The following is a 23983-nucleotide window of genomic DNA, read 5'->3' as shown; positions in this document are numbered from 1 at the left end:
CAAATGCCTTTAATGGTATTTTATTTATGAGAAGTAAAACCCTTTCGATCATCAAGGTATTAGTGCTTACCACAAACAAGGTATCACCTCTCAAGATGCCGCTGGAGACAATACATATAGAGATTCAGGTATAAGAATGGCTTATAAGTTTAGTGATAAATTTGCGGCAAAAGTCAATTTTGGATGGTTAAAAGGAACCGACTGGATGGCAAACAATATGCAAGGAAAACCTGGGACAGGAAACTCTAGAGCCTCATTAAATTATGACGGTTACAATGTTTATGGTGATGAGGTGTCTACAAATATTAGAGATGCAGCTGGAGGTTTAGGCATTGTTCCAAATGTAGACGTGAGTAGAACTGGGTATAATGAAGCCGATTTAACCGATTACAATGCCGAAAGTATTAAAGCCGATTGGGGATTATATTATCGCCCAATGGGAGACGATTTAGAGATTCAATACATAGGTAAAATAGGAACAGGATCTACCATTTATCAAGGAACTAACCGCTATTATATTGATGGCTTTACGCAACAACAACACAAATTAGAAGTAAAAACGACAACTTTTTTGTAAGAGGTTATGTAGTTGCCGATAAAGCTGGAGATTCTTATGACATGGTATTTACGGGTATTAACATTAACCGTGCTTGGAAGAGCAATGAACAATGGTTTAGCGAATATATTAACACCTATGTGGGAGCTACTTTAGGAGGTGCTACAGACGAACAAGCACATGCTGCAGCGAGAAATCAGGCTGAGTCTGGACGTTTAGAACCAGGAACGCCAGCTTTTCAAAGAACATTTAATCAAGTTATTGCAGATCCTGATTTTAGCAGGGGTTCACAATTTAAAGATGCTTCAAAATATTATCATGCCGATGCTAATTATAACTTTAGTCACTTATGGGATGTTGTTGAAGTACAAGGGAGGGTCTTTTAGACAATATAGCTTAAATTCTTCGGGAACTATTTACACCGATTACGATGGCAACATCGATTATAACGAATTTGGTGTTTACACCCAATTACAAAAACAATTAGATTTAAACGAATCTTTAAAACTTAAGCTAACAGGATCTATCCGTTACGATAAATCAGAATTTTTCGATGGTTTTGTATCACCAAGATTATCAGCCGGTGTTACACTTAACGAAGACCATAATATTAGAGCTTCTTACCAAACAGGATTTAGAAACCCTACCACCCAAGATTTATTTATTGGATTAGATGCTGGTCGTGCCATATTAGTTGGTTCTGCACCTGATAATTTAGAACGCTATGTAAGGCCTCATGACTCAAATACAACTGGTGAACGAATTTACCAAAGTGGTTCTGCTGCTTATAATAACTCCTACACCTTATCATCAGTTTTAGCATTTGAAGCTGCGAGAAAAAATGGAGCGACCGTTAATGAAGCTTCTTCGTTATTAGAAATTGGTAATTCTGAAATTGTTAAGCCAGAAAAAGTAACCTCTTTCGAAGTGGGTTACCGTGGTAAACTAGACAGAACTATCGTAGATTTAAGCGTATATTACAATAAATACCAAGATTTTATCTCTGGTGAAAATGTAGCTGCACCACTTATAGGTGATGTTGGTACTACTGATGCTATAAATTCTGTTGATGTTAATGACTATGTGATCTACCAAACCTATACTAACTCACCAGCCGATGTAAATGCCTTTGGTGGATCAGTTGGCGTATCAACAAAAGTACTTAACAACTTCGATTTAAGTGCTAACTACACTTACTCTAAACAAGATTTTGATGAAGACAAATATCCTGACTTTAGAACAAACTTTAACACACCAGAACACAAAGTGAAATTAGGTTTAGGTAACACCGATGTATTTAAAAACTTCGGATTTAATGTGGCTTGGAGATGGAGCGACCATTACAAATGGCAAGCTACATTTGGTGATGGAGAAATTCCAGCATACCACACCTTAGATGCACAAATTAACTACAGAGTACCTTCTATTAAATCATCATTTAAAGCAGGTGCAACTAATATATTAGGTGACGAATACTTTACAGCTATTGGTACAGGTTACATTGGTTCAATGTACTATTTATCATGGACAATTAACAACCTATAAAAAATTATGACAATGAAAACGTTAAAATACATTTTACTATCCACAGTACTAACAGGCTTTGTTGCTTGTAGTAGTGATGACGATAGTTCTAGCATGAACGAACCATTACCAGCTCTAACAGCTGGTGAAGCCGATTTTTCTAAATATGTTGCCGTTGGTGCATCTTTTTCAGCTGGCTTCACAGATAACGCCTTGTTTATTGCAGGTCAAAATAACTCCTTTCCAAATATGCTATCGCAAAAATTTGCTATGCTAGGTGGTGGTAGTTTTAATCAACCATTAATGAATGATAATATTGGTGGGTTTTTAGCAGGTGGCATGTTAGCGGCAGCTCCTAGACTTTATTTTGATGGAGAGGGTCCTGTTGTACTTCCTGCTACACCAACAACAGAAATTACAACACCAGTTACTGGTCCCTTTAATAATTATGGTGTTCCAGGCATGAAAAGTTTTCATATGGGTATTGCAGGTTATGGCACTTTAAATCCATATTTTGGTAGAATGGCTTCAAGTGCTTCGGCTACCGTTTTAGGAGACGCTGCTGCACAAGGCCCTAGCTTTTTCACACTATCAGAAATTGGAGGAAACGATGTTTTATCTTATGCAACATCTGGCGGAACAGGTGTTGACCAAACAGGTAACATGGACCCTAATACATATGCAGGAAACGACATAACAGATCCTACTGTATTTGCCGCTTCATTCTCTGCAGCTATAGATGCCTTAACAGCTAATGGTGCAAAAGGTGTAGTTGCTAATGTCCCTTATATTACAAGTTTAGCACATTTTACAACTGTTCCACATAATCCATTAGAGCCTTCAAACCCAGATTTTGGTCCACAAATACCAACATTAAATATGATTTTTGGGGCTTTAAATGAAGTGTATGTTGCTTTAGGACAACCTGAACGAGCTATTGTATTTTCAGAAACAGAAGCTAGTGCCGTAGTTATTAGAGATGAAAGTTTAGCTGATATATCAGCTCAAATTACAGGCGCTTTAATGGCTAGCCCAACCTTTCCTGCTTTTATAGGACAATTTGGTCTTCCACCATCTGCTGCTCCACTAGTGGCTGGTTTACTAGGACAAACTTATGGCCAAACAAGACAAGCAACAGCTGAAGATTTATTTGTATTACCAAGCAGCTCTGTAATTGGTACAGTTAACGAAGATTATGCGACTGCATTAGTTGGTCAAGGGTTACCTCTTGCACTTGCTGGACAATTTGCAATAGAAGGTATTACTCTGCCACTAGAAGACAAATGGGTATTAATACCTAATGAGCAACAAGCTGTAATGACAGCTACCGATGCTTACAATGCAACAATTCAATCTTTAGCTGATGCCAATGGATTAGCTTTAGTCGATTTTAAAGGTATTCTTCAAGAAGCTTCCACAACTGGTCTTTCTTCTGGAGATTTCACATTAAATACAAGTCTTGTAACAGGCGGCTTAATAAGTTTAGATGGTGTACATCTAACTGCAAGAGGTTATGCTGTGATGGCAAATGAGATGATGAAAGCTATAGATGCAACTTATGGTAGTAATTTTGAAGCTTCGGGGAACTTATTAAACGCAGGTAATTACCCAACAAATTACTCACCATCTTTACAATAAGAAATACATTGCAAAAGATAACTAAAACACCTTCAATACGAAGGTGTTTTTTTATGCTTAAAAAAGCCATGAAAAATGACTTTATATTTAAATTAAAAAACATATCTTTGCAGCGCGAAAACTAGATGTGTTTTCAAAGATTTAAATTGCATAATATTAAACATATAAGTAATGTCAAAAGTTACAGGTAAAGTTGCACAAATTGTAGGTCCAGTTATCGATGTTGAATTCGGTTCTGAGGCTGAACTTCCAAAAATTTATGATTCATTAGAAATTAACAGACCTGATGGTTCTACATTAGTACTAGAGGTACAATCTCACATTGGTGAAGATACTGTACGTACTATCGCGATGGACTCATCTGATGGTTTAAGTAGAGGAACCGAAGTTGTTGCAACTGGAGCTCCAATCCAAATGCCAATTGGCGATGATGTTTATGGTCGCTTATTTAATGTAATTGGTGATGCTATTGATGGATTAGGTGATTTACCTAAAGCTGGAGACAGCGGACTTCCTATTCACAGGGAAGCACCAAAATTTGAAGACTTATCAACTTCTACTGAAGTTTTATTTACAGGTATTAAAGTAATTGATTTGATTGAGCCTTATGCAAAAGGTGGTAAAATTGGATTATTTGGTGGTGCTGGTGTAGGTAAAACAGTATTAATTCAAGAGTTGATTAATAATATTGCAAAAGGTCACGGTGGTTTATCGGTATTTGCTGGTGTAGGTGAAAGAACACGTGAAGGAAACGACCTTTTAAGAGAAATGCTAGAATCTGGAATTATTAAATACGGTGACGATTTTATCCATTCTATGGAAGAAGGCGGTTGGGATCTTCAAAAAGTTGATAAAGCTTCTATGAAAGATTCTAAAGCAACGTTCGTATTTGGACAAATGAATGAGCCTCCTGGAGCACGTGCTCGTGTAGCCTTATCTGGATTAACTATTGCTGAATATTTCCGTGATGGTGCTGGAGACGGACAAGGAAAAGACGTTCTTTTCTTCGTAGATAATATTTTCCGTTTTACACAAGCAGGTTCAGAGGTATCAGCCCTTTTAGGTCGTATGCCATCTGCTGTAGGTTACCAACCAACATTAGCAACCGAGATGGGTGCGATGCAAGAGCGTATTACATCAACTAAAAAAGGATCTATTACATCTGTACAAGCGGTTTACGTACCTGCAGATGATTTAACGGATCCGGCACCTGCAACAACCTTTGCCCACTTAGATGCAACAACCGTATTATCTCGTAAAATTGCTGAGTTAGGTATTTACCCAGCGGTAGATCCATTAGATTCTACATCTAGAATTCTAACTGCTGATATTTTAGGAGATGAGCACTACGATTGTGCACAACGCGTAAAAGAGTTATTACAACGTTATAAAGAATTACAAGATATTATTGCCATTTTAGGTATGGAAGAATTATCTGAAGAAGATAAATTAGCCGTATCTCGTGCAAGACGTGTACAACGTTTCTTATCACAGCCTTTCCACGTAGCTGAGCAGTTTACAGGTATTCCAGGGGTGTTAGTTGATATTAAAGAAACTATTAAAGGCTTTAACATGATTATGGATGGTGAATTAGATCACTTACCAGAAGCGGCCTTTAACCTTAAAGGAACTATTGAAGAAGCTATTGAAGCTGGAGAGAAAATGTTAGCCGAAGCGTAATTCAATTGATAATTATCAATTGACAATTATCAATTATCAATTATAAAATTATGTATTTAGAAGTTGTATCCCCAGAAGACACATTATTTAGTTCAGAAATAGATTCTGTAGTTGTACCAGGTGTAAATGGTGATTTTCAAATGTTAAATAATCACGCACCTATTGTATCGCTACTAAAAAAGGGAACTATACAAATTCACACACATTCTCAAAATCACTTGGTGATAGATGATTTACATGCCAGTATTGTGCCACAAAAAGCAGATAATAAAGTATTAACTGTTGAAATCACATCTGGAACCATTGAAATGAAAGACAACAAAGTGATTATCTTAGCAGATTAAAGAATAATAAACTTTACCAATAATAAAAAAGCCTGATAATTAATTTATCGGGCTTTTTTAGTTTTTATGTCTACTTTTATAGACATGAAAAATAATGACATTATTGTTTCTGAAAGAAATAGACCATATTGGCAAATTATTCTTGCTTCATTATGTTTTACAGGAGCTTTTGCTATAATACTTTCTTTCATGCTACAATTTTTTATAAATAACACTATCATTCAATTATTTGCAGAACAATTATTTATAAGCTTTTATTTAATTCCTGTAGCCATAGGTTATTCATCACAAAAACGAATTTATATCGATCTTAAAAATTCTAAATTAAAACCCACTTATGAAATAGGCCCTATAAAAATTGGTGCATGGAAAACTATAAAAAACTACGACTATGTTTCTGTGTTTAAACAATTATTAAGTGACGGAAGCTATACCTATCAAGTTAATTTATGGTACAATAGTAATAGACATCTTGAACTTTACGAAAGGCAAAGTATTACCGATGCCTTTATTGTAGGCTTTGAGCTTTCTGAACAGTTAAATATTAACTTATTAAACGCCGTGAAGCATCCCTACGAATGGGTTGATAAAGATAACTGGAAAGAACAATTGTCTTAAAATACTTATTTAACCTCTTTTGTAATGACACCTACTCTTTGAGCGAAAAAAGCTAAATAAATAAAGCATAAAGCAGCAATCCAATAAGAAGGTAATATTCCTATAATATCAGCTAATTTCCCTTGTAAAGGCGGAATTATTGCACCACCTAAGATCATCATAATTAAAAACGCAGATCCTTGTGAGGTGTATTTACCCAATCCTTTTATGCTTAAAGCAAAAATACAAGGCCACATAATAGAACAAAACAACCCACCGCTAATAAAAGCAAAAAGAGCTACATAACCACTAGTAAACATGCCTATTAGCACAGCAACAAGACCTAATAGTCCAAAAATCTTTAAGGTTAGCGCTGGTTTGTCTTTGCCTAAGAAAAATCCGCCTATTTGTATGGCGATACATACTGCAAATAAAAATAAGTTAGACACATTAAATCCTGTAATATAGTTTACAAAAAGCACCACACCAAAAGCCACATAAGGCACTAGGATATATAACCATGTTTTTAGTTTATTAGAAGGATTAAACACTGTTATAGCTCCAGCCCAACGCCCAATCATTAATCCACCCCAATACAAGGAGATTAAAGGCGCTATTTCAGAATCATTCATAGCTCTTAAGCCTAAAGCATTGTAAGAAACACCATCTATCGTATTGGTAGCAAACTTGAGCAATTCACCTAAATTACTCTGAATAGTCACTTCTACGCCTACGTAAGTAAAGATAGCTAACATCCCTAATACAAGTTGCGGAAAACGCATAGCGCCCCATCCTTCACTATTCTTCTTTGCTAAATAGTTAGAGATTAACAAGACACTTACTACAGTAACCAAACCTAAAATGGATAACTTTAAAATAAAATCGTTATTTGGCGTTCCTGTATATTGATCAAAAATAAAATAGAAACATATCACTAGTAAAACCGTCATTATAGATAATGATTTAACTGCATTAGGCGCTTTTATTATTTCTGGATTAGCTTTGGCTTGTGGTAATTTTTTTGAAAAGAAAAATAAGGCTGCCGCTAAAAGGAATAACCCACCAACAGCTAAATAAAGGTATTGAATAGTTGATAATGAAATCTCATGGTTATCTATCATTTGTTTTAATTCGGCTCCCGTTTTTGGTGTAGAACCAAATAAAATAAGCGCAATAACAATCGGGCCTATGGTTGTTCCAAAAGAGTTCACACCTCCTGCCAAATTTAAACGATGCGCTCCTTTCTCTGGATCGCCTAAAGCAATGGCAAATGGATTGGCTGCTGTTTGCTGTAAAGAGAACCCTAAACCAACAACAAACAACGCAATAAGCACATAATAAAACACATTAGAATCGCCAGGACTAGCACCATTAATAGCAGGAAACATGGCTACTGCTCCTAAACAACTTAATAACAAACCGTAGATAATGCCATTTTTATATCCCCAACTATTCATAATATCTTTACCTAATGTATTCGATACAACAAACAGGAACAAAGCTCCAAAATAGTAAGCCCCGTAAAACGCAAAGTCTACTAGTTGAGATTGAAACTGATCGATATTGAAATAAGTTTTACAAAAAGGTATAAATACGCCATTGGACGCTGCAATAAATCCCCAAAAGAAAAACACTGTAACTAACGTATACAGTGCTTTATTGTAGTTTTTTTGTTCGGTCATTCTTTTTAATTTGTTGTAAGATAGTCTTTTTTAATTGATCTCTAATGTTACAGCTTTTTTATAACATTTGTAACAATTCCCCAAATGACAAATTCGTTTTCAGGCGAAATTTTTATAGGCTTATAGTTACGATTAGCTGGTAATAACCAAAGTCCATCTTTTTCTACTTTTAGGCGTTTTACGGTAAACTCACCATCTAAAAAACAAACCGCAATTTTATCGTTTTCAGGTTCTAGGCTTCTATCTATCACTAATAAATCGTTATCATCTAAACCTGCATCTATCATGCTTTGCCCACTAACTCTAGCAAAAAATGTAGCCTCTTTGTTTTTTACTAGCTCTTTATCTAACGATAAACGCTCTTCTTTAAAATCGTCTGCTGGCGATGGAAATCCTGCCGAGATACCAGAATCAAAAAAAATAGCACCTTCACTATTACTAGTATCTGGTAGAAAAAAAGTTAGGTTTGTCGTTTCTTTAGCTAGCATTTTACTGTTATTATTTGGTTGATATTTGTTGTGTATTTTAAAGATAACCGCTCTTGGCGCATTTTCCAAGTGCGTTCTAAATCCTGATTACCTAATTTTATTTTATAATCTTTATACTTTTTGTTTAGCTTATCTATAGCTAACATTAATGGTTTGTGTTTAGGGTTTTCATGCTCAAATAAATGTAATTGATAATTATTATTTGGCACTAATCCCATAACAATAACACCTGCGCGTTTATATTTTATACCAGGTTTAAACATATTTATTGCCGCTTTTACAGCTTGACTACTAATAATTAATGTCGAGTCTGTTGGATATGCTAGATGAATCGTCTTGCTCGTACGATGTTGTTCTGCTTCTTTTTTATGCCTATCGCTGCTTAAAGTTACTAATATCATATAACAACTAGATTGCTGTTTACGCAATTTTTCGGCACAACTTGTGGCAAAAGTAGACACACGTTCTTTAATATTATCTATATCTGAAAACGTATACTCGAAACTTCGTGTTGTAGCAATAGCTCTTTTATTGGTCACTTCATCTAGTTGAATACTTGGAATCCCTTCTAAATCGTTTTTTAACTTTAGTTCTGTTACAGAAAAATTGTTCCTTACCCAATCATTAGGTAATTGCGTAAAATCAAAAGCTGTATTACAGCCTTTTGCTTTTAATCGTTTTGCTAAACGACGACCAATACCCCAAACATCTTCAATTTTAAGCCATTTTAGCGCTTTTATCCGTTTGGCTTCAGAGTTAATTACATACACACCATTTGTTTCATTTGGAAATTTACGCGCTATTTTATTGGCCACTTTACTTAATGCTTTTGTAGGAGCAATACCTACACAGGTTGGAATACCTGTCCATTTTAAAATACGGCGACGCATTTGGGTGCCGTAGTCGTTAAAATCGTAATACTGAAATCCTTTAAATTGCAAAAAAGCTTCGTCTATACTATACACTTCAACATCTGGGGTAAATTGTTTAAGAATACTCATAACCCGGCTACTCATATCGCCATACAACGGGTAATTAGAAGAAAAAACGCGAATGTTGTTTTGTTTACAAAATGCTTCCCATTTAAAAATAGGCGCTCCCATGGGTAATCCTAATGTTTTTGCTTCGTCGCTACGAGAAATAACACAACCGTCGTTATTACTTAAAATAGCCACTGGTTGTCCTTGCAAGTTTGGGTTAAAAACCCGTTCGCAAGATGCATAAAAATTATTACAATCTACCAAGGCATACATAACAGTGAACAATTAGCAATCAACAACACAAAATTAAAAAAGAGTTGCCCTAAAATAGGAGAAGATAATAGAAAGATTTTAACAGGCTAACTATTTATTTGTCGAATGTAAAAAGACGAAAGACTTTATAAAATCAATCAGGAACATACTCTAAAATATCTGCTGGTTGACAATCTAATGCCTTACAAATAGCCTCCAATGTTGAAAAACGTACAGCTTTTGCCTTTCCTGTTTTTAATATAGAAAGGTTGGCTGTTGTAATGCCAATAATATCTGCTAGTTCGTTACTTTTCATGCCTCGTTTTTCCAATACAGCATCTAAATTTATTTGTATCGGCATAATTATATGGTTAAATCGTTTTCTTTTTTTATAACATATCCATGAGCCGTAACTCGACCAAAAACAATAAAAAACAGCCCTACAATAATTAACACAATATATAGGTTTTTAGAATCAAAATTCAAATATTGCCAATGTGAAAAATCAAAAGAAAATAGAAGAGGATATAAGCTTGAACAAAACCCTAATATTCCTGAAATAATAAAATATACTCCTGTTGTCTTAAAAAGTTGAGCATGTTTTTCTGAAAAATAATTAGATTTTGATAGTCGATTTAAAATTTTCATCAAATAAAAAACCCCTAAACAGAATAATAAAAACACACATCCTTTAACCAATGCTAATAGCTTAATATAAATGGGCACTCCTTCAGAAGAAAAGTGCCCTAAATGCAAAACATCCTTTTCAAAAACCAATCCTAAAATTGACAACACTACATTCCCTAATAAAGCTATAAGTAATATTGTAAATAGGGTAAAAATTAAAATATTTAATGCTTTCATAATTATATGGTTAAGTTATTTTCTTCTTTCATTTGTTTTGCCGAAGCAAAAGCCTCACTTAAAAACATCATAAAAAGTCCCATAATCAAGAATATCATAAATGTTGAATTTATGTTTATTGAAAACTGGCTAAATAGCACAAGATTTATAAGGAGTTTTAATACGGAAAAACCAAAGGCACACACAATAAATAGTCGGCCTATTTTTTTAAAATTTATTATTACATCATCTGAAAAATAATTGCCATGCGACATGATATCAACCGTTTGTTTTATTAAACGTATCGCGACAAAGTAAATGCCCAATACCGCAATCATGGAAACCACAATTATTAATGTTTCCAAGGTGTCTAGCATACCCAAATCAATTGGTTCCGAATCAAACATATTAACTTGATAGCTTTGATTAGTAAACAGCAAAATAGGCAAGGTTATTATACCAAAGACCAAAGCAATTAACATCAAGTAATAATAAATGTCAATGGCTGTTTTAAGAAGCTTGATAGTTTTCATAAATTATTGTTTTTCGATAACAAATATAAAAAAATTATCGAAAAACAATAATTTTAATCTACAATATCATTATAAGCTTGTTGTAGTTTTTTTACCACTTCTTTTATTTCATCTTCATTTAAATGTCCAAAACCAAACCTAATAGCACAGGTGTTTTTATTGTGATATAAAATGGTTTTAGGTAGAAATAAATCATGTTTTTTTGCCTTTTCGGCAAGTTTTACAAGCGATATTCTCGGAGTGAAATGTAACCAAATGGCTAATCCGCCAGAGGGTTTTTGACATTCAATTTTTGTTTTGAAATACTTTTTAAGGCAATCGCACAAATAATCTAATCGTTGCTTATAAACAGTGCTATTTTTTTTAATTAAGCGGTGTATTTCTCCTTCGGCAATAAGTTCAGATAACATTTGTTTCTGTATTAAATCGCCTTGCTTATCTAATATCTGTAAATAATTTTTAGCTTCATTAATTATATACTCTGGGGCAACAACAAACCCTATTTGAAAACTAGGAAACAACGATTGCCCTAACTTTCCTAAATAAATAACCATACCATGCGCATCGGAACTTGCCATAGGTTGCATGGCAGATCCTTCAAATTGAAAATCGTAATCGTAATCGTCTTCTATAATAGCAAACTTATAAGCTTTTGCTAACTGCAATAGTTTTAAACGTCGCTCGGCACTTAACGTTACCGTTGTTGGATAATGCCTATGTGCACATATGTAAACACATCGTATACTGCCTTTTGTAAAATGTGTTTTAATAAAGTCAACATCCATTCCATAATCATCAACAGGAATGGTTTTTACTGTAGCTCCCGCTTGTTGAAAAATCATGTTAGATTCATAATGACTTAAGATACCTACTAGCACAACATCCTTAGGCTTTATTAATAATTGCGACACAATGTACAGGCTCATTTCGGTACTTCGCGTACTCATAATATTTGCGGGCGTAATGTGAAATCCCCGCGTAGCGTTTAAATAATTGCTTAAATATTTCCCAAAATTATACGATTGCTCTCCTGCTCTATGCCATTTTGAAATTAAACCCGTGCGTTTCATAGAAGCACTATACCACCGTGAAAATTGATGTGTAGGATGTAAACGTAAATCGGGACGCCCATCATTAATACCATAAGTACAGCTTGAAAATTCTTGGGTGGAAGCTAAATTAAGTGACGGTTGAAAAGGAAATCCTGCACGCTTTGGATAATCTCTTACATGATCTATCCCATGTACTGTAGCTTTTATTGTGGCTGTTTTTTTCTCTGGAAGAAGCACAAAAGTTCCTTTGTTAGGAACAATATCCACCCAACCCTGTGACGCTAATTCTTCGTAAACCGCTACGGCTGTATTTCTGTTAATAGACAACAACTCACTAAATTTACGTGTACCGGGTAAAGCTGTACCTTCAAGTAAATAACCACGCTGAATAGCATTAATAATTTGTTGGGCTATCTGAATGTAAACCGCTGTAGGTTGTGCTTTTTCAAAAATAATGACTCGTTTTAATAAATTTTCAACCGGACTATTCATAGTTTTAAAGCTGGACTATTTTAATGATCCGGAAAGTTACGACTTTTGCCGCGTTAAAAACACGAACTAACAGTATTATGAAGTTTATATCCCTTTTTTGGTTATTTGTATTAGTTACACTTACAAGCTATGCACAAGAATTACAGCAGCAAGATCTAGATTCGGTTGTTATTACATCCTCTAGAATTGATTTACCGTTTAAAGAAAACTCAAGAAGCATTACTGTAATATCATCTAAAGATATTAAAGAAAGTCCTGCAACTAGTGTATCCGATTTATTACAACAAGTAGCTGGTGTAGATATAAGACGTCGTGGCTCGAATGGTATGCAAGGTGACCTTTACATAAGAGGTGGTGGTTTTGATCAAACGCTTTTATTAATTGATGGTATGAAAATGGACGATGCCCAAACGGGACACCACACACTTAATATGGCTTTACCGCTTGATGTTATTGAGCGTATTGAAATAATAAAAGGGCCTGCTGCTCGTGTTTTTGGGCAAAATGCCTTTACGGGCGCTATTAACATTGTTACCAAAAGTAATATAGAAAAGGTAAGTTCAGTAGGGTATCAATTAGGGTCTAATAACCAGCAATTAATAAATGGTACGTTTGGGTTTAATATCGAAGGATCGTCACATATCGTGCATGCATCCTCTAATACTTCAGACGGTTACCGCTATAATACCGATTATGAAAACAGAAACTATTTCTTAAAAAGTACCTTTAATCAAAATAAAAAAATGCCTATAAGTGTAACGGCAAGCTATCAAGAAAGAGATTTTGGTGCTAACGGATTTTATGCCTCACCAAGTGCTAAAGACCAATACGAAGAAACGAAAACAAGCTTACTAGGAGTTTCTTCTAATTACAGAAATGGAAACCTTACACTTAAGCCAAGATTATACTGGAAATGGAACCAAGATATGTACGTGTTTATAAGGCACAATCCAGCGGTTTACCGAAACTTGCACCAAACCAACAAAATTGGTGCAGAATTACACGGATCGTACAAATCTAACTTAGGTACTACAGGTTTTGGTGTAGATCTTGCCAAAGTGTATATTTCTAGTAACAATCTTGGACAACGTGATAGATTTATGACTAATGTATTTTTGGAACACCAATTTAAGTTACTAGATGATAACCTAGATATTACACCTGGTGTAGCAATAACGTATTTTTCCGATTTTAAATTCCATGCTTTCCCTGGTATCGATTTAGGCTATCAAATAAACGATAAACTTCGCGTGTACGGAAACATAGGATACACGTATAGAATTCCAACATATACCGATTTATACTATAGCGACCCAACTACCCTAGGAAACGAAAACCTTGATCCAGAAGAAGCCATAGCCGAAGAAATTGGTTTAAAATTCAATTCAGGAAAACTACAGGCAACTGCCACTGTATTTAATAGAGACTCTAGAAAATTAATCGATTTTGTAAAAGAAAACGATACCGATCTGTGGCAAGCCACTAATGTAAGAGATGTTAACACAAAAGGGGTAGAGTTACAAACAGATTATACCTTTAATTTGGCGCAATTACCTCAAAATATTTCTTTAGGATATACCTTTATCGATGATGATGTAAAAGCTGTGGCTAATAATTTCTCACGATATTCTATAAACTCTTTAAAGCATCAAGTTGTAGGAACTTTAAAAACATCGTTTATAAAACATTTAAGTCATAATATTGTTTATAAATATCTAGAACGCACAACAGGGCAATCGTATATTGTTCTTGATGCCAACATTACGGCAACCATAAACCAAAAGTTAAACCTATCACTTATAGCTAATAACATTTTTAACCAAGATTATTACGAAACTAATTTAGTTCCTATGCCAAAGGGTAATGTTATTTTTGGTATTAATTACAGGTTTTAACATAACATAAATAGTATTTAGTAACGTTTTCTTAACTTTGATTTTTAAATTTTAAGAGACGTTGAAATTACAACTTCAAGATATTCCTCGGGTTAAAAACATTTCCAAAGAGGACTTTATAAAACACTACTACAAACCACAGAAACCTGTGGTTTTAGAACAGTTTATTGAAGATTGGCCAGCCGTTTCAAAATGGAATTTAGACTATATAAAAACCATTGCTGGCGATAAAACAGTACCATTATACGATGACAGACCAGTAGATTATAAAGATGGGTTTAACGAGCCACATACCAAAATGAATTTGGGCGATTATGTCGATTTGCTTAAAAAAGAACCGACCAAATACCGCATTTTCCTTTGGAATATTCTAAAAGAAGTCCCTCAGTTACAAAAGGATTTCTCATACCCAAAATTAGGTTTAAAATTCTTAAAAGGGTTACCTATGCTATTTTTTGGTGGTGAAGACTCGTACACATTTATGCATTACGATATTGATTTGGCCAACATTTTTCATTTTCATTTTGAAGGAGAAAAAGAAATCATTCTTTTTAATCAAGACCAAAGTAAATACTTGTACAAAGTACCACATTCGCTTATCACGCGAGAAGATATTAACTTTTCAAACCCAGATTTTAACCAATGGCCAGCCTTACAATATGCCAAAGGATTTAAAACACAATTAAATCATGGCGAGGTACTTTATATGCCGGAAGGTTATTGGCATTACATGAAATATGTGACTCCTGGCTTTTCTATGAGTCTAAGAACTATAGCAAAGCGTCCTAAAAATTTAAGCAAAGCGCTTTACAACATTTTTATCATGAGACATTTCGACAACCTAATGCGACGTTTAAGAGGGCAACGTTGGATTGATTGGAAAAATGACCAAGCCATAGAAAAGACCAACGGCTATATTAAAAACTTATAATATATTTGCGCCCTCAAAAAAAACAGATAAACACTTTATTATGAAAAATTTACTTGTTATTATCACATTATTATCCTTTGCTTTTGCAAACGGGCAAGCCTTTTCTGGAAAAGGAGACCAAAAACTACAAGTTGGCGCTAACTTTCAAGATAGTGCAACAGGAGTTAATGTAAGTTACGATCTTGGTTTAGGCGAAAATATCTCAGTTGGTATAACATCTACCTATGCGTTAGGCATTTCTAATGGTTTAGAAGACGATGTGGTTGATCTTAATGGCAAAACTATTGTTGAAAAAGCCGGTTTTTTAGATCGATTTGATTTAAAAGCACGTTTTAATGCCAATATTGGTAATGTATTAAATATAGACGAGAACTTCGATTTATATCCAGGATTAAACCTTAGTCTTAAAAACTTTGGAGGACACGTTGGTGCAAGATACTTTTTTACCGATGGGTTTGGTGTCTATTCCGAAGCCCAATTCCCTATTGCTAAATACAACGACAAGCTAACTCGCGCAGAGCATATTCACAACCAATTTACGGTTAATTTAGGCGCTGTTTTTAATTTATAATAACATGCATTTTGAATAAAAAAAGAGCCTAAAAAAGGCTCTTTTTTTATGGAATTAACTCGTTTACTTTCTCATAAACCAAATGCGATTCCCAACCACGATACAATAAGTAATTAGCAAGCTTTTTACGCTTTTTCCAGGCATTTGTTTCCTTTATAGCATTTAAACGCTTAGATGCTAACATATGAAATGTTTCATAATATTCAACCTCCGATATTTGTGCTAAAGCTTTAGTTATGTTGTAAGTAGAAATATTGCGTTGTTTTAATTCACGCTTAAGTCGGTGTTTTCCCCATTTTTTTAATCTAAACTTACCGCGTACAAAAGCTTCGGCAAAACGTGTTTCATTTAAATAGTTATTTTCTATAAGGTGCGACACAATAACATCAATAGCTTGAGGAATCATATGCATTTGCTGCAACTTATCAACCACCTCTTTATGGCAACGCTCTTGGTAAGCACAGTAATTTTCTAAGGTTCGCTTGGCCTCATCAACCGTATATGTTTTGTGTTGTGGCATGTGGGTAAAAATAATAACATTTTGTTAATAATATATAAACCTCAACAACTTGATTTGTAGACGATTTCACATATATTTGTAGGCCTTATTTTTTTTAATAGCAAAAAATTTCCCTTATGATTAAAAAATACGCGTTCTCATTAATAGCTTTTTTAAGCCTTATTGTATCTGGATTTGGGCAGATATACCATGAAGATTTTACAGGACAAAGTGGCAAAGGTGCAACTGGACCAACCCCCACTATAGATTTAAGTGGTGTAACTTGGTCTATAGATATTTCCTCTAGTATTTTAAGTGCTAACACTGATTGGTTTCGCGTTGAAAATGAAGTTTTTGAAGCAAGAGATATCGATGGTGATGCAATTTGGTATTCTCCCTCAATTAATATATCTGCTTATACAAATGTATACTTTAGTTTAGATGCATCGGAAAATGGAACTATGGAGTCTGGAGATATTTTTGATACTGAATATAGAATAGATGGTGGTGCTTGGATAACTGCTGAAACTAATGGTAATCTAAATGATGACTTCACTAATGCAACTGTTTCTCAGATAGGATTAACAGGCACAACCCTTGAAATAAGGGTAATTATAAATAATAATGCTAGTGCTGAATATCATAGGTTAGACAATATTATTGTTGATGGCACCCCAACCTCAGACAACACCATAACCGTAACACAAGCAACAGGTGGTACAATTACGCCAGGAACAATTGGGGTAGCCAATAACGACGATCAAGCCTTTACAGCAACGCCAGATAGCTGCCATACGTTTGATTACTGGCTAGTTGATGGCGCTAATGCTGGAAACACCAATCCTTATACCTTTACCAATGTTACAGCAGACCATACTATTACAGCCGTTTATATAGCGGATACTTTTAATATTACTGGATCTGCAGGTGCCAATGGAAGTATCTCTCCTAGCGGAACTTCAACAGTAGACTGTGGTGATGATATCACCTATACCATCACACCAGATGCTGGTTATGCTGTACAAGATGTTTTAGTTGATGGCGTATCGGTAGGTGCTGTCACCTCTTACGATTTTACTAATGTAAGTGAAGCACATACCATTAGCGTAACGTTTGAAATTTATACTGGGCCTTGTGGTTTTGAATCTTTTGATAATTCTAATGCTACTGCTTCATATAGTGATAATAGTTACATTGGAGACAATGGAGTAACTTGGACCTACATTGAATCTAGAGACGAAAATGGTGACGCTAATGGTTCTGGAATTAATGGCAATGCCCTCTTGCTAAGAAGAAGCTCTGACAACAGTAGTATTTCATCAAGTTTAGTGCCTAATGGAATTGGTGATTTTTCTGTAAAGCTTTATAAAGGTTTTACAGGAAGTGGTGATAGACAAGTTGAGCTTTTTGTCAATGGTATTTCACAAGGAACCTCAACTCCTTTTGATGATTTTAATGAACATATCTTTTCTGTTTCTGGAATTAATATATCTGGTGATATTACCATCGAATTACGAAACATAACAGGAAGTCATATCATCATTGATGAAATTGAATGGACATGTTATTCATGTGTCACACCAGCAGATCCTACAGGAACAATTTCTGGAGCAACACCTGTTTGTGCGGCTAATACCACATTAAGTTTTTCGGGAACGGCACCTGCCAATGTAGTTTACTACTGGCAAAGTGCATCGTTAGGAGAAGATCTAGCAAACGATGCTGCAAGCGACTTAACAGTTAGTACTTCTGGCGATTATTATGTAAGAGCCTACAACACAATAGAAGGTTGCTGGTCGGATGGTGAGATTGGCCCATATAATGTTTCAGTAACGTCATCAGCACCAACCATAGATACACATCCTAGTGATATTACAACGGGTGTTGGCGGGTCGGCATCGTTTATGGTGTCTAGTCCAAATGCTGTAAGTTACCAGTGGCAAGAATCGACAGATGGTGGCAGTACATGGTCCAACATAGGAACCGATTTAAGTGTGCTAGTTGTTAACAATCTTCAATTAGCTGATGATGGCAATTTATACCAAGTGATTGTAACCAATATCTGCGGAAGCACAACGTCTAATTCGGCAACAGTATCGGTAACTACGTCAACAATATTCAACCCTGGAGAACTTATTTTTGTAGGCTATGATGGCTCTATATCTGGATCTAACGATGAGTTTTTAATTGCCACTCTGGTTGACATTACCGCTGGCACAGAATTCTCTTTAGTAAATTCACGTTATGAAGCTGGTGCGCCAGCTAATGTTAGAACCCAAAAATGGGGAGGAGGAAGTGATGATCCTGGAGCTGAGCCATTCGAAACTAAAATAACCTACACAGGAACCTCTGTTATTCCTGCTGGATCTGTACTCCGCTTTGAAGTAGAATTGTCCGACAGTTTTATTGTTTCTGCTAGTGTAACCGAAGGTATAACCACAACAACTAGAACCTCTGATTTCAGTGCCAATGTTATAAGGTCTGAACCTTTTCAATATGCAAATATCTCCACAAGTGGAGCTGACCAATTATACCTTATGCAAGGTGATTTTATTTCAGATGGTACTATAGATGCCAACGAAGCAAATTATTACTTTTCTGGAGTATTATTACACGGTATTACTATAGATACACCTTGGGTACCTTTAACAAGTGCTTGTAGTAGCACGAATCGAGAATCACGTTTACCTGCAGAATTACGCTGTTTTAACGTTGAAAGCGAATATGATATTAGAGGGTATTATGAAAACGATAAAGAGCATGGCCTAGCAACCATAAGAACCATTGTAAATAATGTCTCGGATGTTGCTGGTAACTGGACTCTAGGTTCATATAATTTCGACCCAACAGATAACTCCGCTTCAAGTGCCGGAAAAACATTTACCATAAGCCCAAGCAACCCTGCAGGACAATGGGTTGGCGATGTAGACACTAACTGGTTTAACTGTGCTAATTGGGAAGGTTTGGCTGTACCAAAAAATGCCACTAATGTTACCGTTGATGATTCAGCTTCCAATATAGCAACTATTGATTATACTGCTGATTACTCAGATGAATTTAACGACATTGCCCGTTGTAATAACTTAACTATTGATGGTCATACCGTTAACTTATCTGGAAGCGTCAATAACATTCTAGAAGTTCATGGTAATTTACAAATAGACGCCAATCCTACAAGTTTATTAAATATGGATGATGGTAGTACAGCTACGGACGACGGTTTACTATATTTATATGGCGACTGGACTAACAACCAAGGAACGCTAGCATTTGAAGAAGGTAATGGTACTGTTATTTTTACAGGAACCACAGATCAAATAATTTATTTTAATCCACAACCACCATTGCCGCCAATTACTACTGAGCAATTTTTTAATGTCGTACTAGATAACAATTTTACCACAGGCATTTCTGGAGAATTATATGCAAACGGTAACTTAACTATTAATAACTCTAGAACACTTACAACTTCTAGCGACGACTATGTTTATGTAAACCTATCCGTAATTAATAATGGTACATTTAACATAGAAAATAATGGATCTTTAGTTCAAGGCGATGACTTTAGTGTAAATACAGGAACTTTAAACATGGAACGCTTAGCATCGGTAAGAAATTTAGATTACGTTTACTGGTCTTCACCTATTTCTGGGTTTAACGTTAGTAATATTTCTTCTACATCGCGCATTTATAAATGGGATCCAACAATAACAAACCCTAATGGTGGACAAGGCAACTGGGTATCGGCCGTTGGCGAAACTATGGAACAAGGTGTTGGTTATATTGTTAGAGGAAATAATGGCCAAGGTGAACCTAGTTCAAGTACTGATTTAAATTTTGAAACAAACTTTAACAACGGGGTACCTTTTAATGGGTATTTCACCGTTGATGTTTCTAGAGGCGATGATGCTGCAAGCGATGATGATGATTGGAACCTAATAGGAAACCCATACCCATCGGCAATAGATGCTTACGAGTTTTTAACAAATACTACTAACGCTACTGTTTTAGATGGTTTTGTAAATCTTTGGACGCATGGCACATTACCCGATGCCGCGATTGTTGACCCATTTTATGACGATTTTGGTGCTAACTATACAGCTAGCGATTATATTCCTTATAATGCCTTAGGTAGTGGTGCTGGTCCTGGACAAACGGTAATAGCCGCCGGGCAAAGCTTTATGGTAAATATGCTTGATGGTGCCACAACCACTGAACAAATAGAATTTAGAAACAATATGCGAGGTACTGCTTTTGATAACTCTCAGTTTTACAGACAAGCTAATACAGAACGTCATCGTATTTGGCTTGATATAATTCATGACAATCAATCTTTAGGTCGCATATTATTAGGATACAATGCTAATGCCACCGCAGGTAGAGACCGTCTTTATGACGCCATAACAGATAATCAAAAGTTATATTCATTAATAAATAATGAGAAATTTAGCATACAAGGACGTTATCCATTTCATATTGATGATACTTTCCCAATAGGTTACGAACTTGATAATGCAGGAAATTACACTATAGCCATTGCTTATTTTGATGGTATGTTTGATGGCGAACAAACCGTTTATTTAAAAGATAATGATTTAAACTTTATCCATAATTTAACTAATGCACCTTATCATTTTGCTTCTGAAAATGGTGAATTTAACAACCGTTTCGAAATTGTGTTTAGAGAAACCTCTTTATCTGTTGAGGAGAATTTACTGTCTAACAACAACCTCACAATCATTGAGCTACAAAACGACAATGTACAATTTTCGGTTAATGACAGACATAAAATTACCTCTATTGAAATTTTAGATTTACTTGGAAGACAAATTTATACTTTACAAGGCACTAACTCTAGCAAAGTAACACACAACTTATCTAACTTAAGTAGTGCTACTTACATTGCTAAAATAACCTTGGCTAACGGACAAGTTATTAATAAAAAAGCGATAAAGAAATAAGTCAAAGTAACTATGACTAAAAAAAGCGCTGTAGAACACAGTGCTTTTTTTAGTTATAAACTATACGTTAGGGATACTAAAAAATTTCTCCCAGCAGAAGCTATTCCAGAAGAATACGTTTTATAACGCTGGTCGGTAATATTCTCTAAACCTGCTATAATTGTTGTAGATGGCGACAAGTTATATTTCGTTTTAAGGTTAACCGTATACCATGACGGTGCATAAGGATTACCATTAGCATCTAACGCATACATATAAGCTTTACCTTGTTCTGAAAGTGCTAATTGATTATGCGATAATTCGCCATTATAATTTGCATAAAAATCAACTTTAAGTTTTTTATTTTCCCAGATAACATGAGTATTCCCAAATTGTGGCACTACATGTCTTACAGGAACGTCTTTGCCATTATCATCTTCATTACCTCCTATAACATTATATTGGGATGTTAATTTTAATTGATTGCTAATATGTAATTGAAGCCCCATTTCAAACCCATAAATATTAGCATGAGACCCATTTTGAATCGCTTGAATATTACTTAACTCCCCATCATACATAATTTGTGATTCGCCGTTTAAACTATAATCTCTACGTACAAGCGCATTATCTAAATAGGTATAATAAGTGGCCAGATCTATTAAAAATATTTGATTAAAATTAAGTCCAAGACCTATTTCAGCATTATAAGCATATTCTGGTTTTAAATGGTTGTTTGGCACCACTACAGAGCCCGGTTCTGAATCGAAAACCTTACCTACATCATCTATATTAGGTGCTCGAAAGGCTGTTGATGTATGGATTTTCCATCGCATAACTTCATTAGGAATCCAACTAACTCCCAAAGAACCTGTTAACGCATCAGAATTGATTTTTGTGTCGTTAAAAGGTAAGTTTAAAAAGGTATTATTATCGGAAAAGTCGGCATACGTACTTATATAATTATAACGAAGCCCCGATTGTAAAATAAATTGCTCGCGTGGTTTGTACTTCAAGTTTAGATAAGCTGCTGCCGATTGCCAATTTGAATTGTCCGGATATCTAGATACAGTATTGTTAGTTATTCCATTTACAATATTTTGCTCTTTTCCTTTGGAGCTTACTTTATTAAATACATATTCAGCACCATAGAACAACTCGGTTTTTTGAGAAAGTAGTTTTTCAAAATCGGCATTAAACGAAAGCGCATCAACTTGTTCTTCTCGTATGTTTTTTATTGATGACTGATAATCCCTGTCATGCCTACTTTCTGTAAAACTTTGATAAGCTAAAGTGGTTTGCACTTTATCGTATAAATTTGAACGGCTACTTAATTTAGTAAATTGAAGATTTCCCATAAACCATTTTTGAGGGCCATAATACCATTCTGCAGATCGTAAATTTTCACCACGATAACGAATTAATCTATCATATCTTGGGTAATTCGATGTTTCGGAAAAATGCAACCCTAAATCAAAAGTTACGTTATTGTTTGGTTGAAATGCCACCTTTTGCACGACATGTGTTTGATTGTAGCCTGTTGGTTTTTGTACTTTTGGGTTATCGTTGTGCTTTATATAATCATTTCCGGTATGATCTTGCACCACATATTCGGGTCTTAAATAATCTTTTGGGCCATGGCTTCCCATTCGTAAATCATCAAAATCACTATAACTTACACTGGTTAAAAATGCCCATTTTTTAAAGCCAAAATTAACATCAAAATGGCCTGTTTTTTCTTGATTTGCTGTGGCATATCGCGCTGTAGTATTTACCTCTAATTTAAGAGTATTGGTATAAGACAATTGGGGCTTTTTAGTGTAAAACCCCATAACGCCACCAACAGCGTCGCTACCATAAACAACCGATCCCGCACCAAGACTAATTTCTGTTCGTGCTACAGAAAAAGGATCGATAGAAATAACGTTTTGTAAATTTCCGCTTCTAAAAATGGCATTGTTCATACGCACACCATCTACTGTTATAAGAAGTCTGTTTGTTGAGAATCCTCTTATCATGGGGCTGCCACCACCTAATTGACTTTTTTGCACATAAACAGCTCCTGTGTTTTCTAATAAATCGGCACTAGTTTGTGGTGCGTTAAATGCTATATCTTCTTTATGAATACTTATTATTTTTTGAGGAATGTCTTTTTTCTTTTGCTCAAATTTAGACGCAGCTATAAACACTTCATCAAGACCTTCCACCGTAGGTGTTAGGTAAACAATGCTTCCTATCTGCGATTTTTTCATACTTAAATCTTGATAAAGCATATGGTTAAATATGATGTTATCGTTTTCTAAAAACTCTGAAATATTAGCTTCACCATCAAAATTAGTAATTGTAGAGATGTTTTTTAATGTATTATAAATAGTTACTCCTGGAATAGGTTGTTTGGTGACTTTATCTAATACTTTAATTTGTTGAGAAAACGCAACACCAACAATTAGAAAAAAAACTAGTGTCCAAAAATATTTCATAGGGTT

The 23983-nt window shown here is 35.0% G+C and carries 17 protein-coding genes and 1 pseudogene; 9 read left to right on the top strand and 9 right to left on the bottom strand.

All coding sequences use genetic code 11. The features are described 5' to 3' along the window. The 5 genes and pseudogenes from R3L15_RS14260 to R3L15_RS14240 form a co-directional block, all read left to right on the top strand. Positions 1–2101, top strand: a pseudogene (locus tag R3L15_RS14260) (TonB-dependent receptor plug domain-containing protein); the annotation flags it as partial. 12 nt (positions 2102–2113) lie between these two features. Continuing rightward, complete coding sequence (locus tag R3L15_RS14255) at positions 2114–3718, top strand: G-D-S-L family lipolytic protein (RefSeq protein WP_338732467.1); 1605 nt, start codon at positions 2114–2116, stop codon at positions 3716–3718. Between the two features lie 171 nt (positions 3719–3889). After that, complete coding sequence (atpD, locus tag R3L15_RS14250; RefSeq protein ID WP_338732466.1) at positions 3890–5398, top strand: F0F1 ATP synthase subunit beta; 1509 nt, start codon at positions 3890–3892, stop codon at positions 5396–5398. A gap of 50 nt (positions 5399–5448) precedes the next feature. Then, positions 5449–5742, top strand: a complete 294-nt coding sequence (locus tag R3L15_RS14245; protein WP_338732463.1) for a F0F1 ATP synthase subunit epsilon — start codon at positions 5449–5451, stop codon at positions 5740–5742. An 84-nt stretch (positions 5743–5826) separates the two neighbouring features. Then, positions 5827–6360 (top strand): hypothetical protein, encoded by a 534-nt coding sequence (locus tag R3L15_RS14240; protein WP_338732462.1) that lies wholly within the window; start codon positions 5827–5829, stop codon positions 6358–6360. Positions 6361–6365: 5 nt separating this feature from the next. On the opposite strand, the gene R3L15_RS14235 is transcribed toward R3L15_RS14240, so the two are convergent. The 7 genes from R3L15_RS14235 to R3L15_RS14205 all read right to left on the bottom strand — a co-directional run bounded on the left by R3L15_RS14235 (position 6366) and on the right by R3L15_RS14205 (position 12661). Next, positions 6366–8021: an MFS transporter gene (locus tag R3L15_RS14235; RefSeq protein ID WP_338732460.1), complete on the bottom strand. Its 1656-nt coding sequence runs from the start codon at positions 8019–8021 to the stop codon at positions 6366–6368. Positions 8022–8068: 47 nt separating this feature from the next. Further along, entirely contained in the window at positions 8069–8509 is a 441-nt protein-coding gene (locus R3L15_RS14230; RefSeq protein WP_338732459.1) for a translesion error-prone DNA polymerase V autoproteolytic subunit, read from the bottom strand. After that, complete coding sequence (locus R3L15_RS14225; protein WP_338732458.1) at positions 8503–9762, bottom strand: Y-family DNA polymerase; 1260 nt, start codon at positions 9760–9762, stop codon at positions 8503–8505. The genes R3L15_RS14230 and R3L15_RS14225 overlap by 7 nt, the downstream gene beginning before the upstream one ends. Positions 9763–9895: 133 nt before the next feature. Beyond that, positions 9896–10102, bottom strand: a complete 207-nt coding sequence (locus tag R3L15_RS14220) for a helix-turn-helix transcriptional regulator (RefSeq protein WP_125466682.1) — start codon at positions 10100–10102, stop codon at positions 9896–9898. A gap of 2 nt (positions 10103–10104) precedes the next feature. Beyond that, positions 10105–10605: a DUF2975 domain-containing protein gene (locus R3L15_RS14215; protein ID WP_338732457.1), complete on the bottom strand. Its 501-nt coding sequence runs from the start codon at positions 10603–10605 to the stop codon at positions 10105–10107. Positions 10606–10607: 2 nt separating this feature from the next. Continuing rightward, the gene (locus tag R3L15_RS14210; RefSeq protein ID WP_338732455.1) at positions 10608–11117 is read right to left on the bottom strand and encodes a DUF2975 domain-containing protein; all 510 of its coding nucleotides are present in this window, start codon (positions 11115–11117) and stop codon (positions 10608–10610) included. Between the two features lie 53 nt (positions 11118–11170). Continuing rightward, positions 11171–12661, bottom strand: a complete 1491-nt coding sequence (locus R3L15_RS14205; protein ID WP_338732453.1) for a PLP-dependent aminotransferase family protein — start codon at positions 12659–12661, stop codon at positions 11171–11173. A 77-nt stretch (positions 12662–12738) separates the two neighbouring features. On the opposite strand from R3L15_RS14205, the gene R3L15_RS14200 reads away from it, so the two are divergent. The 3 genes from R3L15_RS14200 (at position 12739) to R3L15_RS14190 (ending at position 16058) form a co-directional block, all read left to right on the top strand. Next, the gene (locus R3L15_RS14200) at positions 12739–14556 is read left to right on the top strand and encodes a TonB-dependent receptor domain-containing protein (RefSeq protein ID WP_338732452.1); all 1818 of its coding nucleotides are present in this window, start codon (positions 12739–12741) and stop codon (positions 14554–14556) included. A 61-nt stretch (positions 14557–14617) separates the two neighbouring features. Next, positions 14618–15487, top strand: a complete 870-nt coding sequence (locus tag R3L15_RS14195; protein ID WP_338732451.1) for a cupin-like domain-containing protein — start codon at positions 14618–14620, stop codon at positions 15485–15487. A 40-nt stretch (positions 15488–15527) separates the two neighbouring features. Continuing rightward, positions 15528–16058 carry a DUF6646 family protein gene (locus R3L15_RS14190; RefSeq protein ID WP_338732450.1) on the top strand — a complete coding sequence of 177 codons (531 nt, stop codon included), beginning with the start codon at positions 15528–15530 and terminating at the stop codon, positions 16056–16058. A 46-nt stretch (positions 16059–16104) separates the two neighbouring features. Here R3L15_RS14190 and R3L15_RS14185 read toward each other — a convergent pair whose 3' ends face one another. Then, a complete protein-coding gene (locus R3L15_RS14185; protein WP_338732448.1) occupies positions 16105–16578 on the bottom strand; it encodes a regulatory protein RecX in 474 nt (157 codons plus the stop codon). A 116-nt stretch (positions 16579–16694) separates the two neighbouring features. On the opposite strand from R3L15_RS14185, the gene R3L15_RS14180 reads away from it, so the two are divergent. Next, complete coding sequence (locus tag R3L15_RS14180) at positions 16695–21518, top strand: InlB B-repeat-containing protein (RefSeq protein ID WP_338732446.1); 4824 nt, start codon at positions 16695–16697, stop codon at positions 21516–21518. A gap of 53 nt (positions 21519–21571) precedes the next feature. On the opposite strand, the gene R3L15_RS14175 is transcribed toward R3L15_RS14180, so the two are convergent. Then, positions 21572–23977 (bottom strand): TonB-dependent receptor domain-containing protein, encoded by a 2406-nt coding sequence (locus R3L15_RS14175; RefSeq protein WP_338732444.1) that lies wholly within the window; start codon positions 23975–23977, stop codon positions 21572–21574. Between the last annotated feature and the right edge of the window lie 6 nt (positions 23978–23983).

The organism is Mangrovimonas cancribranchiae (genome assembly GCF_037126245.1).
GTDB classification, from domain to species: Bacteria; Bacteroidota; Bacteroidia; order Flavobacteriales; family Flavobacteriaceae; genus Mangrovimonas; species Mangrovimonas cancribranchiae.
Note: the sequence above shows the minus strand (reverse complement) of the source record. Positions and strands in the feature narration are given on the sequence as shown.